At 61.8% G+C, this 17,389-nt stretch carries 14 protein-coding genes; 6 read left to right on the top strand and 8 right to left on the bottom strand.

Features of this window, described 5'->3' with window-relative positions; genetic code table 11:
* From Q1K57_RS10400 to Q1K57_RS10385, 4 genes are all read left to right on the top strand, one after another.
* On the top strand, nt 1–1,371 hold a 1,371-nt coding region (locus Q1K57_RS10400; RefSeq protein WP_300082050.1), incomplete at its 5' end, for a helicase-related protein.
* Nucleotides 1,368–3,206 (top strand): DUF1998 domain-containing protein, encoded by a 1,839-nt coding sequence (locus tag Q1K57_RS10395; protein WP_300082048.1) that lies wholly within the window; start codon nt 1,368–1,370, stop codon nt 3,204–3,206. The genes Q1K57_RS10400 and Q1K57_RS10395, both read left to right, overlap by 4 nt.
* A gap of 1 nt (nt 3,207) precedes the next feature.
* A complete protein-coding gene (gene drmC / locus Q1K57_RS10390; protein ID WP_300082045.1) occupies nt 3,208–3,993 on the top strand; it encodes a DISARM system phospholipase D-like protein DrmC in 786 nt (261 codons plus the stop codon).
* A 44-nt stretch (nt 3,994–4,037) separates the two neighbouring features.
* Entirely contained in the window at nt 4,038–4,805 is a 768-nt protein-coding gene (locus Q1K57_RS10385; RefSeq protein ID WP_300082042.1) for a hypothetical protein, read from the top strand.
* On the opposite strand, the gene Q1K57_RS10380 is transcribed toward Q1K57_RS10385, so the two are convergent.
* On the bottom strand, nt 4,764–5,030 hold the full coding sequence (locus Q1K57_RS10380; RefSeq protein WP_300082039.1) for a hypothetical protein: 267 nt from the start codon (nt 5,028–5,030) through the stop codon (nt 4,764–4,766). The two genes, Q1K57_RS10385 and Q1K57_RS10380, sit on opposite strands and share 42 nt — an antisense overlap.
* Entirely contained in the window at nt 5,027–5,668 is a 642-nt protein-coding gene (locus tag Q1K57_RS10375) for a hypothetical protein (protein ID WP_300082036.1), read from the bottom strand. The genes Q1K57_RS10380 and Q1K57_RS10375 overlap by 4 nt, the downstream gene beginning before the upstream one ends.
* An 82-nt stretch (nt 5,669–5,750) precedes the next feature.
* Between Q1K57_RS10375 and Q1K57_RS10370 the strand changes: the two genes are divergently transcribed.
* A complete protein-coding gene (locus Q1K57_RS10370; protein WP_300082033.1) occupies nt 5,751–6,899 on the top strand; it encodes a hypothetical protein in 1,149 nt (382 codons plus the stop codon).
* A gap of 88 nt (nt 6,900–6,987) precedes the next feature.
* On the opposite strand, the gene Q1K57_RS10365 is transcribed toward Q1K57_RS10370, so the two are convergent.
* Nucleotides 6,988–7,197, bottom strand: coding sequence for a hypothetical protein (locus Q1K57_RS10365; protein WP_300082030.1), 210 nt, complete (start codon nt 7,195–7,197; stop codon nt 6,988–6,990).
* A gap of 633 nt (nt 7,198–7,830) precedes the next feature.
* On the bottom strand, nt 7,831–8,145 hold the full coding sequence (locus tag Q1K57_RS10360; protein WP_300082027.1) for a hypothetical protein: 315 nt from the start codon (nt 8,143–8,145) through the stop codon (nt 7,831–7,833).
* 240 nt (nt 8,146–8,385) lie between these two features.
* Here Q1K57_RS10360 and Q1K57_RS10355 point away from each other — a divergent pair, with 240 nt between their 5' ends.
* Complete coding sequence (locus Q1K57_RS10355) at nt 8,386–8,757, top strand: hypothetical protein (protein ID WP_300082024.1); 372 nt, start codon at nt 8,386–8,388, stop codon at nt 8,755–8,757.
* 335 nt (nt 8,758–9,092) lie between these two features.
* Here the strand turns inward: Q1K57_RS10355 and Q1K57_RS10350 are convergent, their stop codons facing one another.
* The 4 genes from Q1K57_RS10350 to Q1K57_RS10335 form a co-directional block, all read right to left on the bottom strand.
* Entirely contained in the window at nt 9,093–9,803 is a 711-nt protein-coding gene (locus Q1K57_RS10350; protein ID WP_300082021.1) for a hypothetical protein, read from the bottom strand.
* Nucleotides 9,804–9,895: 92 nt separating this feature from the next.
* Nucleotides 9,896–12,484, bottom strand: a complete 2,589-nt coding sequence (locus Q1K57_RS10345) for an AAA family ATPase (RefSeq protein WP_300082018.1) — start codon at nt 12,482–12,484, stop codon at nt 9,896–9,898.
* Nucleotides 12,481–15,408, bottom strand: coding sequence for a DEAD/DEAH box helicase family protein (locus tag Q1K57_RS10340; RefSeq protein ID WP_300082015.1), 2,928 nt, complete (start codon nt 15,406–15,408; stop codon nt 12,481–12,483). The genes Q1K57_RS10345 and Q1K57_RS10340 overlap by 4 nt, the downstream gene beginning before the upstream one ends.
* Nucleotides 15,405–17,366 (bottom strand): site-specific DNA-methyltransferase, encoded by a 1,962-nt coding sequence (locus tag Q1K57_RS10335; protein ID WP_300082012.1) that lies wholly within the window; start codon nt 17,364–17,366, stop codon nt 15,405–15,407. The genes Q1K57_RS10340 and Q1K57_RS10335 overlap by 4 nt, the downstream gene beginning before the upstream one ends.
* Nucleotides 17,367–17,389 lie beyond the last annotated feature (23 nt).

The following is a 17,389-nucleotide window of genomic DNA, read 5'->3' as shown; positions in this document are numbered from 1 at the left end:
CCCGACCTCATCATCCAAGACGAGTTCCACCTCATCAGCGGGCCACTCGGGACGATGGTCGGCGTCTATGAGACGGCCGTCGACGAGCTCTCCACATGGACGTTGGGTGACAAGAGGGTCAGACCGAAGGTCATCGCTTCTACCGCGACCGTCCGCAAGGCCGAGGAACAAGTGAACAACGTGTTCCTACGTCAGGTGGCGATCTTCCCGCCACACGGGCTAGATGTCGAGGACAACTTCTTCTCTGTCCAACGTCCTACCGAAGACAGGCCAGGAAGGCTCTACCTCGGCATCTGCTCGCCCGGTAGTTCTCGCCCTGCGGTGCTCATCCGAGTATACGTGGCACTGCTCACTGCGGCGAAAACCCTCTTCCAGGACTTCGGTGCCGCTGCGGACCCCTACATGACGCTCGTTGGCTACTTCAACTCGCTGCGCGAACTTGGCGGCATGAGGCGACTCGCCGAGGACGACGTGCAGACTCGTGCGTATCGAGTGGAGATGAGTGACGTGAGCCGCCCGGGCTTGACGCAGCGCTCGGTGAACCAGGTCGATGAACTTACTTCGCGTGTCACCAACAAGGAGATTCCTCAGAAGCTTGACCGCCTGGAACTCCCATTCAAGGAGAGGTGGGAGACGGGTGAGGCGAGAGCGTACGACATTGTTCTGGCGACGAACATGCTGTCGGTCGGTGTCGACGTGAACCGCCTTGGTCTCATGGTGGTCAACGGACAGCCCAAGAACACGGCCGAGTACATCCAAGCAACGAGCCGCGTCGGTCGCGCCTTCCCGGGCCTCGTGGTCACCGTTCTGACGTGGAGCAGACCGCGCGACCTTTCGCATTACGAGACCTTCGAGCACTACCACTCGACGTTCTACAAGCACGTCGAAGCGCAATCGGTGACACCGTTCGCGCCGAGAGCGCTCGACCGAGCCCTCACGGGGACCATGGTCAGCCTGATGCGCCTGAGCAACGACGGCCTGAACCCGAACCTTGGGGCACAGGCTATGGAGAAGACTGCCGGGCCAGAGGCGACCCAAGCGATCAAGGCCATCTCCGAACGGGCCTGGAAGGCGAAAGACAAGGCTGCGCGAGACCTTGTCCTCAGCATGGCGCGAGATCGCACCGACCGCTGGGCGAAAGAGTCGGCGATGGGAGGACGGCGACTCGGATACGAGACCGAGCGAGGCCAAGGGGACGTTGTCGCGTTGCTGAAGAAGCCCGGCGCCCAAGCCTGGGATGAGTTCACCGTGCCAATGTCGATGCGCGAGGTCGAGCCCGGCGTGCAACTCATCATGGATGCTGCCAGACGGACAGCTGAGGCTCCGCCCTGGAAGCCACGTCCGCAGGCCACGGGCGGAGATGCCCAATGAGCACGAACAACTACGTCGTCGGTCAAGTGCGTCCGAGCCAGCTGCTCTGGGCATACGGGCCAGGCTCGATCATTGATCTACCGAACCTGTCGGTCGTGACGATGGGGCTCAATAAGTGGGACCCGAACCGCTGTCCTCCCGTCGAAGAAGCTCGGCTTCTCGCGGAGGTCAAGCGCGTCCTTGGCCCTCAAGTGCAGCGGCTGCGTATCCCGCCGTTCCTCAAGGAGGACCGTCCCGACCCCTACTCGGCCGAGGGTCGCGTCGGAGTGCCGGTCAGCCCGTTCCCACGATGGCTGCGCTGCATCAAGTGCGGACTTCTCGCCGAGTATGACTCGGGACTGTTCGAAATCCAGCCCAATCAGTATCGCCCGGAACGAACACACTTCCTGCACACGAACTGCGACAAGGGCAAGCACGCCGATGCCGTACCGGCCCGCTTCCTCCTCGCTTGTCGTAACGGTCACCTAGACGACTTCCCCTGGAACTGGTTCATTCACGGCGGCACGGACTGCAAGGGCACCTTCCGGTTCTTCGAGCGCGGGGCATCTCTCCAGACCGAGAACCTCTGGGTGAAGTGCGACACCTGTGGCAACGCGCGCTCGCTCGTTCACGCCTTCGGCAAGGACGCTGCCGACAACCTGCCCGGGTGCCGAGGACGCCATCCGCATCTCGACTCGTACGAAGATTGCACGCAAGAGCCGCGCACGATCCTGCTGGGTGCCACCAACAGCTGGTTCCCCGTCACCCTCTCAGTTCTGGCGATCCCGCTGGAGAAGAACCAGCTCAGCCAGTTGGTTCTCGACGGATGGGAGCACTTTGCCGATGTCGAAGACGAGGCCGAGCTCAAAGGCATCGTGAAGACCCTTGTCCGAACCAGCGCCTTGCCGGGCATCGACAAGTGGGACATCCCAAGTATCTGGCAAGCGATCCAGCACCGGAGTTCAGGCAAGGCGATTGAGGTCGTCTCCGAAGGCGACATCAAGGGGCCCGAGTGGGAAGTGCTGACCTCGCAGAACCCGCCGAGCGACTGGCCGCACTTCATGAGCACAGGCGTGGCAGCGCCGACTGGGTACGAGCCCGAAGTCAAGCGTGTGCTTCTACTCGAACGACTCCGTGAGGTGAATGCTCTTGTCGGATACACCAGAGTCGAAGCGCCCGAGGAGACAAGCGATCCCGATGAACGCCCCCCGATGGCTGACCTCACCCGAGGCGCGACCGAATGGGTCCCAGCAAATGAAGTTCACGGTGAAGGCATCTTCATTGAGTTCAAAGAGTCGGTCATCCAGTTGTGGGAGAACGGCGCGCATGTCGCTGAGCGCGACAAGACGCTGTTCGCCGGTCATCAGGGCTGGCGCAACGCACGCCTCTTGGAACCGGATGCTGGGTTCCCGCCGAGTCGATACACGATGCTTCACACGATCGCCCACCTCCTCATTCGTGAGCTGGCGCTTGAGTGTGGATACAACGCCGCGAGCATCAGAGAACGGGTCTACGCGTGTTCCGACCCCCAGTCACCGATGGCAGGCATCCTCCTCTACACCGCAGCCGCTGACTCGGACGGCACCCTCGGCGGCTTGATCGACCTCGGCACACCGGACTTTCTCGGTAGGCTGCTTGACCAAGCGCTCGAACGTGCGTCGATCTGCTCGTCCGACCCTCTATGCGCCGAGCATGATCCGAGCAAGGATCGCTCACTGCACGCTGCCGCCTGCCACTCGTGCACATTCGTCTCCGAGACCTCCTGTGAACGCGGTAACCGCTACCTCGACCGAGCGCTCGTGATCGCAACTCTCACGGACAGCGAGGCGTCTCTCTTCCGCGATCCTGGTGCCTGACGTGGACGAGTTACTTGCTGTCATCGCGGAGTTGGGGCTTGAGCTTCATCCAGATCGTGTTCGTGTCGTCGCATCCAAGATCGAGGGTCTCGGATCGGTCAAGCAGTTTGCGCTGGTTCGCCCGGCTTTCGGACCCAACGCGGACAAGCTACTGATCGCCAAGTTTGGCACGGCCTGGCGCGGCACCGACTTGATGTCGCCAAGGGATGTTGCCGCCGCACTTCGTGGAGCGTCAGCAACGGCCGTCGAGCAGGAGCACCGTGGCTCTGTAGAACTGACTTGGACCGGGCCCGCGTCCGGACAGGTGCCGATCCGGCACACCGAACAGGTGCTGAAGGAAGTAATCAACGCTGCGCAGCGGCGCCTCTTTATCGTCAGCTTCGTTGCCTACCAGGTGAACTCAATTAGCAAGGCACTCGTCGACGCTGTGGCACGGGGCGTTCAGATCGACGTGTTGTTGGAGTCATCATCCGCGCACGGAGGCAAAGTCGATCATGACTCAGCAGCGGATATGCGGAAAGCGGTGCCGTCGGCTCGGCTCTTCGCATGGTCCGCACACGACCACGGGGCAGTTGACCAGTATCCAGGTGTGGTCCATGCGAAATGTGCTGTCGCGGACGGCCAGATCGCCTTCATCACTAGCGCGAACCTCACCTCCGCCGCGATGGAGCGCAACATGGAACTCGGCGTCCTCGTCAAAGGCGGCAACCTCCCAGAAGAACTCCACAATCACCTTGAGGCGTTGATCGCAACCAAGATACTTGAGCCCGTTCCGAGCGGTCCCTGAGCGAAGTAGCCGGCATGTCGGATGCAGCGCAGTAACCTTCCACTGTGAACAAGCTTGGAGATGACGCCTCGCTGGCCGATCGTTGGGAGCCACCAGACACCGGTGGCGACTTCTACTATCGAGTCACGATGGACCTGGAAGGACGCCAACCCATCGAGTTGAGCGCTTCTGTGCCCGATATGGACCTGATCGAGATGTCGAGCGCCCGGGTTACAAGGATTGGAGGTGCATCTCCGCGTGATTGGCGCTACCGCCGCAGCCTTTACTACTACGTGGGCCTAATCACCGTAGCCGGGGGCAAGGTCGAAGCCGCCATGAAACGCGCAATCTTGGTCGGTAAGGCCACGCGCGAGGGCCAGTTTGCCCTGGTCGATGAAACGTGGACAGGTCTTGAGAAGCGCCTTCGAAACACCGCCAAACAGCACCTGGCAGCGAGCGAGGTAGCTATCGGGTGGGGCCAAGCCGTCCTTACGACTCTCGACTGGGGCAGGGAGAATCGCGCTAAGGAACGCCGTGATAGCGCAGTTCACGCGTACTGGTGGGACTTCGCCGACGTGGAGTGGATGCGCGGGCGATTTCCCAGGACGGGTGAAGAGGCGCTCTGGGTCGGGGAAGCCGAGGGCCTCCGCCGCGACAGTCAAGTACTCCTGGAATTCGCTGAGCGTCTTGAGTCCCTGAGCGGGCCGCACTGGCTCAACTTATACTTGCCTCGCGAAGTACCCGAGGATAAAGAACGGGGTTCATTCATTGAGTGGATTCCCGTGCAGCGATCAGACGATTCTGCCACGGGTGAGCGGGCAGAAGAGCACTGAACAAGACTTCGCCAGTAGAGCGTCGCGAGCGATCGTCTTTGGCACCTTCGACACGGACGGCATCTCCGATCGGATCAGGGTGTGGGCCTCGTGGTCGGCGCAGGCGTAGCCGGAATGGACCCGCAGGTCCCTCACAAGCGCGGTGATCGTGTTGAACGCGGCGATCCGGATCGCGTGGGTGAGCAGTTTCGTCTCGACGTCGAGGATCTGCTGACCCGGGTTCACCTGCCCCAGCGGGAGGCGGCCGGGGTCCCGGCGTGGGCCTGGCGGGCCTGTTCGAGGGCTTCTTCTGTCTTCCATAAGGGCGCGGTGATCTGGTTGTGGTCGGCGTTGGTCAACGTCACCGCTGGTCCCGGCGGAGGGGTGTGCCAGTCCAGCAGGGCCGCGTCCGTGGTGGCCTGGACCCGTTCCAGACGGGCCCGCGCAGCGTTGACGGTGTCGCGGCTGGTTTTCTTTGCCGGGTTCGGGACCATCCGGTCGGGATCGTCATCGCTCGCGGCATACGAATCGTGGGCGTCCAGGGCGAAGTGCATCCGGGCGTAGCGGAAGTAGTTCTCCAGCCGCCACCGTGACCCCATCCGGAACAGGACCTCTCCGGCCGATAGGTCGGTGCGGGTGGTCAGGACATGGGCCTGCCGGGAACCGGTCCTGGTTGGCAGCAGCCGGGTGACCTGACGCATCTCGAACATGCCACCCCGGTCGTCGACGGGAATGCTGACGATCGTGTCGGCGCTCGGCCAGGTATGCACCATGCCGGCCGGGTCGGTGAACGTAATCTGACCGAACCGGGCGAGATCAACGTCCGGGCAGGGCTGTTTACGCCACGTCAGGGTGTGACGCCAGGCGTAGGCACCAAAGGACACGCCCGACCGTCGGCGCGCCAACGAGAGACGCCAGGGCAACCGCACTGGGAGAATGGAAGAACGACGCTCAAGGAGGCTCTCTGTGCCTGCTGCTCACTGGTTGCCCGGGCGACACCTCGGCGTCGCAGCCATGTTGGCGCACGTGGACGAGACGATTGCGGCCGTCGGGGAACTGCTGTTCGAGTACCAGGCCAGGCGCGGTGACGTCGTGCACCTGCGAGAGGTCGTCGATGGCTCGCTCCGGCACCTCGTAGTCGACAGCATTGCGCCGATCCCGCCGAAGATGCCCCTGCTTGCCGCCGACGCCTTCAATGACCTGCGGGCGGCGATCGAGCACACCATCTTCGTCGAGGCCGAGCTGGCCGCGGGAGGCACCCTGGATGAGAGCGCGGCCAGGCTTGTCGAGATGCCCGCTGCCCGCACCTACGACAGCTTCCTCGAGTGGAACCGGAAGCAGGCCAAACGAGGTCCTGCTGCGCTCCGCGACGGCGCCGAGCTGAACCGGCGCATCTACGGGCTTCAGCCGTTCCACCGATACGCCGATCCCGCGGCGCACCCTCTCGCCCGGCTCGTGGCGTACACCAACCACTCGAAGCACCGCACGCCCGCCGTCACCGCTGTGCAGATCCCGGTCGTCAACCGCGAGGACGTGCCGCCGCGGCACCTGCGCGACATCCCCAAGCGGCCCCAGAGCCCTATTCTTCCCGGCCAGGTGGTATTCACCGCGCCTGGCGACCGCGTGGTGCCCGTATCGATCTTCCCGACCGTAGGGATCAACGTGCCGGACACCGATCGCTGGCCCGTCCTGATGAACGAGCTCGGCGAGATCGCGGCCTGGGTGCGCACGCAGGCCGTCCCACGCCTCATCACGGGCACCGATCCGCCTAGTCCCGCGATTCCCGCGTGGCACGACATCTCACGTGGTCAGCTCGATGCCTCCGCCGCCGTAGCGTCAGGCACCCTGGTCTCCGCCTACGAGCGGAACAAGGAGCGTATAGGTGCCGCCCTCGCCCGGGAGGACATCGCGGGCACGATCGCCGTCATAGACGGCTCACCCCCGCTCTCAGAGGTGTCCGCATGGCTTGAGTCGCTCTCAGACTCCGACTTCCTGGCACGCATGAAACAGATCGTCCCGAGCTTCGACCACGACCCCGACGAAATGCTCCACAACTGGGGAGTCCTGCAGGCGATGAGCGCCGATGCCGCAGCCTTCTCCGCCGCCCGAGGGTAAGACACGCCAGCCGGGTAACCGGCTACAGGGGAGGGCGTGGGGATCACCTGGACGAACCTGTGAAGGGGGAGATCGTCGTCGACGCCTCTCATTCGTCCACTTCTATGATCTCGTAGTCGGCCTGTTCTTCGGAGAGTGGATAATCTCCAGGGTTCGACATGTTCAGGATCTCTCCGCCGAGGTCATAGCAGGAGACGAGGTAGCCTGCGTAGTCCATCGCCTGGGCCTCTGTGTCGAAGACTTCGTCCTGCTCTTCAGAGTCGCCGTCGGGGTATTGCATCACGATCTTGTACGCCACGCTGCGCTCCCTTTCTCAACCGGACCGGCTCCGACTTAGTCCTGACCATCTTCATATCGAGCCCTGTTCTTGTGAGAGCAGTTCTCGCACACCACGAAGTCGCCATCCTCGTCCCGCTGGACCTTGGCCGGACCCGAACTCGCCAATATCTGCCCACACGACTCGCACAACCCGAAGCCAGCGATCTCCTCATCATCGAGAGTCGTCTCAGCGCCGTTAGACCTGCTGCGAAGGTACACGAACGATGCGACTCCGCCGATCAGCATGACAGCTCCCGCCGCGACCAATGAAGGAATCGTGATCGAAGGCTTCGCTGTTGGCAACTCAACCTCGGGAAGGCGCGGCGTGGCCACGCCACCCATTGACTTCCGAAGCGGGGCCGCAGTCTCAGCGTCCGTGCGAACGAAGCCATTGACGAGGCCCGAGTAGGAGAACGAGCCATTCACGTATCCCCCGTTCGTGTACTGATTCCCGAAGAACGGATGACCGGCAGGTGCTCCCATTTCAAACGACCTTCCATATGCGACTGCACTTCACCAGCACTTCTCGGTCCGATCTGCTGGGTATTGCATAGGGTATCAACTGACGGGCGGCCTGGTGATCGCTCGGCCGGGGCTCCGTCGTGTGTCTGATCTAGCCGAGACCGGCTTCGATGTCGAGCAGACCCAACTGCCACCGGCGTTCCTGCCGACGCCGCAGCCAGTCCTCGACCTGCCGCTCGTACTCCTCGGCGAGATTCGGGTACGCGGCTCCGATCGTGCCGGGCACGAGCTCGTGGACGTCGTCCTTGCCGACCCTTCCCGCGAGCGACTTCCAGAGGTCGTCGTAGGCAGTGCGCTCGCGCCGGAGGTAGTTGACGATGACTCGCGCGCGGTACGCCGGGTCGCTGTCCTCGGTTGCCAGGCCGCCCTGCTCGTGACTCCCCGCCTGAAAGCCGTCTCCGTTCAACAAACGGTCGTTACGTGAGTCACCGAGTCGGGCTGCGACTGAGCCAGTAACTGTTCAACGTCCGTTCAGGAACCTGTTCGCCAACTGATGTCCTGGCGCGCAGTGACGATCATGCTTCTTGAACTGGCGGGTCGCACAAGGCCGACAGGCGATGCCGTGAACGTCTGTCCACCAGAGTCTTGTGTTCTGTCAGGTGCCGAAGGCTGAAGGTCCAAGGGATGCGGACACGATTTGGGCATCATGAACGAAACCACCGCTGAGGCCATGGCATCGCTGGAGGAGCAGAAGAAGGAGCTGGACGCCGCGATCCAGGCCGAGCGGGTCAAGGCCACACTGTTCGAGGACGAGGCCTCCATCAAGGCCTTCTACCAGCGCTTCGCGCACGCCACGATGGACACCCCAGAGACCAGGGACCTGCTCTTCGACTACTTCGTTGACAAGATCTTCGCCGGCGCCAAGACGCTGACCATCGCGTCGTGGTTCTTCAACGGCGGCGCAGAGATCACCGTCGCCGACCTTGCCGAGGCACGAAAATGGGGAAGTGCCATAGCTCGACACTTCCCCCGAGGTGGAAGCAATGGAACGTTGCGGGAACAGGCGACCTCGCGTTGAGAGGCTTGTTTCCGCGTGGAATCAAGGCACCTGCGACGATCCCGACCTCGACGGAGAGCCGGACGACCCGCTGATCGACGCGTCAGCGGAACCAAAGAAACGGCCTCGAACACGACTCACTGACGAGGAACTGGACGCTATGCGAACAGCCCGCGCAAAAGGGATGGGCGTGAACACGCTGGCACGTCAGTTCGGGGTTCACCGGGGCACGGTGTGGGCGAAAACCCGGGGGCGGCTGTGAAGACGCGCCCAGCTTCCAACGAGACATAGCTTCGTTTGCGGAACCAGCGCTCACCGGGGGTTCCGCTCAGAGCAAGCGTGGGTTTCCTGATCGTCTAGCTGAACCGGAAAGTCCGATACGAGCTTCGCACGTTGAATCTTCGCCCCTCCTTCCTGCGCTGCAGGTACCCGGTAATCGTGTCGACGTCCTTGGGCCGCATCTTCAACGCGCGGCACTTAGCCCGAACCTGCTCGACCGTCACCTGCTCCCAACGCCGCGGGCAGTTCATCATGTCAGCCTTGAGCTTGTCCTCTTCGTTCCACTTCAGCCCAGAGTCGTAACCGGCAGCCCACGCGGCGATGTGTTCCAGGATCTGATCGACGTCCTCCGGAAGAGGAGCGGTCTCCGCTTCCGATTCAGGATCGGACGACTGCTGCACCGTTCGTCCGCGCAGCAACCGCACCGGGTTGGAGTCTTCGATCCACTCAGCGGTCTCCGCCTTCCCCCACTCGATCACCACCAGCGCGTCGGCGTCAACGCCCCAGAGGTCATTGAGATGCTGCCGATCCGGCCACGCATGGATGACCCGCCGACGCGCCAACGAGCCCGTAGACAGTCCCCGCCAACTCAGATGTGTGACTCCTGCGCGAGCGAGCAAACGCTTGAGGACTTCGCTGTCGAGCCGCTTCTGAGGCGTCACAACCACGACGGGGCCGCCCGACTGCTCCAACAACCACTTAATAGCCCGCGCGTTCTGCTGCTCACGCGAGTCCTCGTGGCCGAGCTGCGACACTGCAACCGGGAAGGCGTAGGTATCAGACGACATGTGCGGCTCCTCTCCTGTATCGCTGCGCAACCACGCTATCGATGACGTCCGACAACGCACTCAACCGCGACGGACTCACCTTCGCCGCGGACTCACAATTTGGTGTCATTCAGCTTCTTGAGTTCTTGCAGCTCGGCCCAGTGCTCCTCCAGGCCGGTGAGCGTCGGGCTGACGCCCAGCGTCACGAGCGGTTGCGAGTGCCCGTCGATGTAGCGACAAGCGACCTCGAAGATCTCGGTCACCTTCGGCCCGATGTCGTTGAGCTTGCTGCCGTCGATGTTCGGGAGGGTGGTCATCTGGACGTTCGCGCGGTAGCGCTTGGTGACGCCCTTAAGCAGTTCTTCCTCGGTAAAGACCTCGCACCAGGCGCGAACGTGGCTGTACGCCATGCGTACGAGCGCATCCCGTGTCTCTCCGTCTTGAGATCTGGCGGCCTGGATCGAGTCGGTGATCCGCTTCTTGATCGCACCCAGGGAGTCGATCCTTGGTCCGCTGGCGCGGGTGACCTGGCCCTTACCGCTCTCATCCGTGATCTGGAAGTAGACACAGCGCTTGGACTTCTCGAAAAGGCTGAGGAGCGTCGTGGCGAACAGAATGTCGTGGGTGAATACGATGACCTGGTTGTCGTCGGCAAGCCGGGCGATGCGTTGCGCCACTTCGTTGATCCGTCTGTGATCGAGGCTGGACACCGGGTCGTCGAAGATCACCGGGGCGGTGATCCCCGCCAACCGGGCTTCAGCCAGGAAGTCGGCAAGTGCGAGTACCTTCTGCTCACCCTCGGACAGCACCTTCGACGGCTTGTGCTTGCCACTCAGCACCTTGCGACGATGAGCCCGACCTTCACGTCCAACGAACTGCAGCTTCAGAGTCGGGGCCCTGAGTGCCTCGCATTCCTCTAGGAACAGAGCATCGAAGCTCTGGTTTATCAGTTGGTCGCTGGCGGTCTTCGCGAGCGCGGTAACCGCTCGCGCCAACGAAGACAGTGGCCGCTTGAGTGTCTTGAGCTGGTCGGCCTCTTTGGCGCCCTTGACCTGCGCCTCGATCAACGGCCAGGACTTGCCCAGTTCGACGGCGTCTTGCAGTTCCACGAGTTCGGCTTGCTTATCGGCAAGCGCCTGAGTCCTGTTCTGCTGCTGGGCCTCCAGCGTCGTGATGCCAGCTTCGATAGTGGCCGACTCTTCGTCGACATCGGTCTTCGGTTGCGCAACGAGGTCCGCCATCGTCAGGCTGGCAGGTTTACCTTCTGCGACTGCCGATGCGAGCTCACTCCTTGCTCCCTCAATGGTCTCGACCTGCGAGAAGCAAGACGGCTTCTCCTCCTCGTCGTTGTACTCGGCTACGAACTGTGCGAGGTCGTTACCTTGAACGGCAGCAACTTGACGTTTGAAGTCTGCCAGCTCGGCGTCCGTGGCGCGTATGTCGGCAGAGATCTTGTCCTCGAGGTAGGTCGAGTATCTGAAGAGCAGATCGCGCGCAGCGTCCTGTAGGGGCTGACGGCAATAGAGACACCGGTCCGAGTCGTGCGCTCCGAGGCCCACGAGGTGCTGGCGGTACGTCTCGCCGGCCTCGATGAAGTCGCTCCAGGTGTCGTCAGGATCAGCTGGCAGGTCCGCGGCAGCGAAGAGTTCCGTACGGAAGGTCTCGTAGTCCGTCGCAAGCTGCGCTCGTCTGGTCAGTGCGTCGTTGTAGGCGATGGCATCGAACGATAAAAGCATCTTCGCGGCAGCCGCAGCTTGCGCCAGCACACGATGCTCCGCTTTGAGCGCAGTGATCTGCGTTCCGATGGTGTTGGCGCGCAGGGCGGCTACTGCCTGCGTGAGTCCATCGAGTTCGTCTTCAACGGCTTGGTCGGTTGCTGCCTTCGCCTTGAGTTCCACAAGGTCAGTAGACGCGCCGAGCGTCTCTATGAGCGGGTAGATCGAGGAGCCGCGTTGGAACCTGGACAGCAACCCAGTGCCCCCGGTGCCGAGCGCGCTAACTGCGGTATCGATCTCGCCCGTCACCGCCTGGATCGCGCCTGTGACGTGGTTGAAGAGTGCGAGCGACACTGGCGTGTAGACGTAGTCAAGGTCGTCGTCGACATGGGTACTCACAGCGGGACTGTCGAAGATCGACATCCGTGTGAACGGGGAAACGCCGCGCTCTCCAGTCCAGGCGAGCGTCTGCTCGTCATCACCGAGCTTGTACTCCAGTGTGGCTGTCTGCGCCTCGGTGGTGTCGGCTTCGATATCGCCCAGAATTGTGTCTGCTGTGCGACTGTTCGCCAGGGCTTTGAAGACGCGCGAGTACCCGGTCTTGCCCGTGCCGTTCTCCCCGTAGAGGATTGTCAAACCTTCGTGTGGCTCGATGATCGCCCCAGGTACGAGCGCATTGACCCCGCGGACGTCCGAGAGTCGAGTCAGCGACAACGGTGGCGCCGACTCGTCCTGTCGTGCCTCAACGTCGAGCTTCGCTAAGGTCGGCAGCTCACGCTTGTCGAGCGCCTTCTCCTGTCGAAACAGCTTGTACGCCTTCTCGACGGTGGAATCTCCCACAGCTCGCCCGCTCGCAAGCACCTCAGCGACGAGTAGACGCACCCACTCATCGTTGCTGTTTGCCCAGTCAGCCAGCAGCGCACGAGGGTCGACAAGCTCAGGGTCTTCCGTCCAGTCGACGTCGGCTGCCATCACATCGTCGCTCATAGAAGTCGCTCCTGCTTGGCAGTGGACACGCGACGTAGCCGGGCGTAGTCAAGCAGGTCCGTGACGGAAGCGTTCTTCTTCTCCCACTCAACAATCACCGTCTCTCCGAGGAGCACATAATCCCACCGACGGCTGTCGCGGTCTTCCTCGGGCAGTTCGTTGATCTGCTCACACCAGGCGAGCGCGGCCTTCTTCTTGCGCTGCACGTTCTCATCGCTTAGGGCCGACTGCGCCTTCGTCTCGACGACGAAGACGGTGTCGGATGTGCGAACCAGGAAGTCCGGCGAGTACTGCGCGGGCATGCCGTCCGCCTTCAAGTACGGCCGGCGAAGGAAGTCGTGTCGGTACTCATGTACCTTGGCGAGCGCCTCGATACCGGAGTCCTTATCTGCCCATCGGATAAAGCGACGCTCGAGGCCACCGCCCTGTGACGGAACCGGAAGCTTCGGGTAGATGCACTTCATGACATCTTCCGCGGTGCTGCCGCGCACGGGGATCGTCGTAACCTCTGACAGGAAGCGGTGCTGTACTTCCGCGGAGGCCACGACATGACTCTCCTGCAACTCGACGAGCTTCGTTGCGAACGTCCCAGCGATGCTGTGCGCGACATCGTCCAGCAGCAGCACCCGCCAGTTCTCGCCGTCCAGCGGATCGAAGCCTTGGGCGAAGAGCCGATGACGGATGTAGGTGTCCAGCCAGCCAGCCAAGAGAGGTCGGTACGCCTGCAGAATCGGGAACTTGGCGTTCTCGTTGTACTTGCTCTGACTCTTGGTCATGGTGCGACCGAGTGCTTCTGTGATGCGCGTCGTCATGCGTGAGAGGTAGTCGTTGTACCCGGTCGCCGTGAGGACACCGCCATCGACTCGATAGTCCCCGTACTGGGTGCCTGTCTGAGCATCGTGCGAAACGAAGCGATCTCCCGTTCCGATGGCCTTGAGCATCATGTCCAGCGGGTAGGGTGACGATGCCAACGTCAGCGGGTCGATGCTCGGTTGGCGGAGTTCCTCGTCTGCGTCGCGCAAAATGATCGGGATCTCGAAGTCATACGCCTGGTATCCCGGCCGCAGATCGACATGCTCCAGGTCACCTGTCGCGCCGGTGGTATCTGCGTCCTCGCCAGTCTCGACCATGAGGCCGCCGCTGAGGAGTTCATCGTAGAAGTCGCTGAACGCGGGGTGTTCGACGATGAAGAGCACGTCAAAGTAGTTGGTCGGCTCAAGTCCCTTGCTGATACGGTCGCGTGTCTCGGCCTTCAGCTCATCAATCGACGGATCGCCGCGCCACATCAGGCGGAGACCACGTCCGATCGTCTGCTCAAGCAAGATCGATGCCTGCGACGACCGGAGCGGCACGATGACGGCGATGTTGCTGACATCGAAGCCCTCACGAAGCATCAGCACGGACACGATGACCTTCGGCCGCTTGTGCCGATCCACGTCGAACAACTTCTCGCGAAGCGGTTCCCAATCCTTAGCCCCCAGCTCCGCCTTGCGACCAGAGTCAACACGGAGGATGTCATCTTCAGACAGGCCCGTGCTCTGCAGGTACTCGACCACATGAGGAGTGACGTTCGTGTCTTCGCAGACGACGAGGAGCTTTGGATGCTTGTCAGGGTCCGCGTCGGTGAACTGTTCCTCAAGGATCTGGAGCTTCCTGAGACCAGCCTGCAGCATGACCCGTTGGCCGTTGGAGAGGCCAGTGACGCGCTTCTGTTCGTCACGCTCAGCCTTGAAGTCAAGCGGCAGGGCCGCGATCTCCTTGCGCTTGTCGAGCGCCAGCGACTTGACCAATCCGGCGCCCATAGCGGACTTGAGGTCGAAGTCAACAACGATGTGCGGGAAGTACGCCTTGCCCTTGGAGCGCCCCGAGCCAACCTCGTTGTATGGCGTCGCGGAGAAGTCAATCTGAGTGAAACGCCGTCCCTTTGTCGATGCTATCTCGCTCAGGCTCTTCTGCCATTCGACATCCGTAACCTCATCGGCCTTCTTCACCTCGTGGATGTGGTGAGCTTCGTCATTGAACACGACCAGGTCAGGCAGATCCTTCAGCGCCTGGAGCGGTCCTCCTCTCAGGAACCGTCGATCCAGCGTATCCAGGACATTCCCCGCGCTGGTGCCCGGCGTGAGCGGGAAGAAGCTCTCGATCGCCGCCTTGGGATCAATCTCCACGCCGGGAGCCTCAACGTCTGGATCTTCGTCGATGAAGTCGGGATCTTCCTTGCCTGCCAGCAGATGCCAGTTGGTGATCGCGATCAAGCCCGAGCCGGTCACCTTCCGGCCGATCTCGGTCTTGGTCACGACGGACGACTGCAAGAACGAGAAGACCCGGGTCCGGTACGTATCGGGCACGAACAGGTCCTGCTGCCGGTAGATGTCACTACTAGTGAAATCCCGCTCCCCCTCGTGCTCCTTACCCATAAACGAGTCCAGCAGGCGGTCATACACTATGAGGCCAGGAGCGACCAGCAGGAAGTTGCTGGAGAATCGCGGGTCCGCGGGATCGGCCAGCTTGTTCAGGTACTGCCATACGAGCAGAGCGTTGAGCACCCATGTCTTGCCCGTACCCGTCGCCATCTTCGCCGCGTACTTCGGGAAGTCGTGGCGCCGCCGGGTTACCTCTCCTAGCACACCATCTTCCAGCATCGCTTCGGCGGCCACTGCTTCGTAGAGATCTCGGAGGCGTGTGGTGCCGAGCACCTCGTGGGCATAGATGATGTTGAGGATGGCCGCTCGCTGGCCCGCATGGAAGTTCAGCTCCCGCAGCTCGCAGTAGTCCTGCTGAAACCAGTAACGCAACAGCTCAGCTGTTACGGGCGTGACTCGTTCGAGCAGTTCCGAACCCGTGCCGTCCAGAATGCCAGGGATGAGAGGATCAACTACTGCTGACAGCCCGCAGGCCAAAGGAAAGTCAGCAAAGCCGCTCACGACTGCACCTCCACGCCGGAGATGACGACCTCGGACTCGAAGCCGAAGACATCGACTGCCCGGACGCACACGGTACGTGGGCGGTCGATGCTGGGAAGATCCAACGTGGCTGTCGTGACGACACGCAACTCGTCGCTGTCGTTGTCGATGTTGCCACGGTAGTCCTGCCATACGGAGCGGAAGACATCGCCGTCATAGTCGGGATCCACTGCCCAGTACTCGACGAGCGCGAGAGGCTCCGTGTTCATGACCTGCTGGAGCTTGGCGCGGTTGGCTTGGTCGAGGTTGATCGCCTCGGGCGATAGCAGGACGTAGTTTTGCAGGTTGACCGTGAGCGACTCGCGCTCACCCGCAAGAATGCGACCGGAGACGTTCGCCTGGAGGTATTGAAGGCTCGAGAAGCGTACTTCTGACGCCAGCTTGTCCGCGCCCTTCTTCTTCAGCTGATCGAGGAGATCTGGCGGGATCACCAGTACCTTAAGGTTCGGATCGTTCAGATCGCTGATGTCCTGCCCGATACCGGCGGCGAAGTTCCAGCCGAGCACGACGACCTTGTCGAAGCCGCCCATCTTCACCTCGCGGTACCCTTGAGCACGTTTAAGCGTCGAGATGGTCGTGAGCCGCGACGGGCTGTCTGCGTAGACCAGTGTCCGGGTACCAGGAAGGCGACCGAGACTGCCGTTGACGTTCTCCTCGGGCGGCAGCGGCAGAGCCTCGTAGAGATCAAGCACGACCTTAGCTAGGTCACCGACACGGAACGAGCGCCCCAGCGTCGAGCGCGCTTGCTCGATCTGATAGTCACCGATGGCCTGGTAGAGGAAGGGTTTGACGTCTTGGTCGATGAGCCGCTTACGAGCAACCATCACTGATGGCTTCCCGATATCGGATGCCACCCACGGCCGCCCAAGACGCTCAGCGACCGCCGCCGTTGTGCCTGAACCGGAGAAGAAGTCGCCGACCATGCCACCATCCGGACAGGACGCTGAGATAAGGCGTTCGATCAGCTTCTCAGGCTTCTGCGTGTCAAACTTGAGGTTCTCGGCTGCATTTCCCTTGATGATTGAAATGTCGTAGAACACGTCATCTTGAGTCTTGAACTCTTGATCGAAGTCGAACAACACATCCGTGTCAATGAGATCGCGCCCCAACTCCTTCATGACCTTTCGGACACGCAGCTTGATGAGCTTGTCGTCACTATGCGCAACCGCGCCATACGTGACTTTGTTGTTAACGACCCAGCGTGAGAACCGCGCCTTGTATTCGCTGTCCGCAGATCGCACAGGTCGGAAGAAATACTCGGATGTCTTGCCGTAGCAGAATATGGTGTCATGATTCTGGGGATACCGACGAGTTGCGTTGCTCATCTTTCCGTAGCGCCAGATCACTTCGTTCACGAAGTTCTCACGACCGAAGATCTCGTCCATAACGAGCTTGACATAGTGACCCACGTGCCAGTCGAGGTGGACGTAGATCGAGGCAGTGTCAGCCATCAGTTCACGCATCAAAACCAAGCGGGGTGTGATCATCGCCAGATACGATGCGGTTCCGTCGGACCATGTGTCGGAATACGCGAACTGCTCGAACACAGTCGGCTTCTGATCGATCGTCGTACCAGGCAGTGTGATCTTGGTCCGGTAGTCCGCCTTGGAGTCGAACGGCGGGTCGATGTAGATCAGATCGATCTTGCCGCGCAGGCTGGGGTTGTCCTCATCGCCTGCCAGCAGCGCCGCCATCGCCAGCAAGTTGTCACCGTAGATCAGGCGATTGGGCTGATCTACGGCCCCCTTGCTGTCGTTGCCCCAGAAGCTGAACCCCGCGTGATCCTTCGACGGGACCACCAGCTCGCGCGTCTGCAGGCTGACGCGGTTGCGTCCCTCCAGCTGCTCAAGGATCTGTGCCGCTTGACGCTTGCCAGCGGCGACGATGCCTGGCAGCTGCTCCAGTAGGGACTTACTCATGCTGTGTGGTCTCCTCCGCGCGA

Source organism: Propioniciclava sp. (genome assembly GCF_029977985.1).
Taxonomy (GTDB): Bacteria; Actinomycetota; Actinomycetes; order Propionibacteriales; family Propionibacteriaceae; genus Propioniciclava.
This window is presented reverse-complemented; position numbering and strand designations above follow the sequence as displayed.

What these genes read in the sequence shown, in the direction of transcription:
- Q1K57_RS10395 (WP_300082048.1), top strand. Translation starts at nt 1,368, where the DNA reads ATGAGCACGAACAACTACGTCGTCGGTCAAGTGCGTCCGAGCCAGCTG.
- Q1K57_RS10355 (WP_300082024.1), top strand. Translation starts at nt 8,386, where the DNA reads ATGAACGAAACCACCGCTGAGGCCATGGCATCGCTGGAGGAGCAGAAG.
- Q1K57_RS10350 (WP_300082021.1), bottom strand. Translation starts at nt 9,803, where the DNA reads ATGTCGTCTGATACCTACGCCTTCCCGGTTGCAGTGTCGCAGCTCGGC.
- Q1K57_RS10345 (WP_300082018.1), bottom strand. Translation starts at nt 12,484, where the DNA reads ATGAGCGACGATGTGATGGCAGCCGACGTCGACTGGACGGAAGACCCT.
- Q1K57_RS10335 (WP_300082012.1), bottom strand. Translation starts at nt 17,366, where the DNA reads ATGAGTAAGTCCCTACTGGAGCAGCTGCCAGGCATCGTCGCCGCTGGC.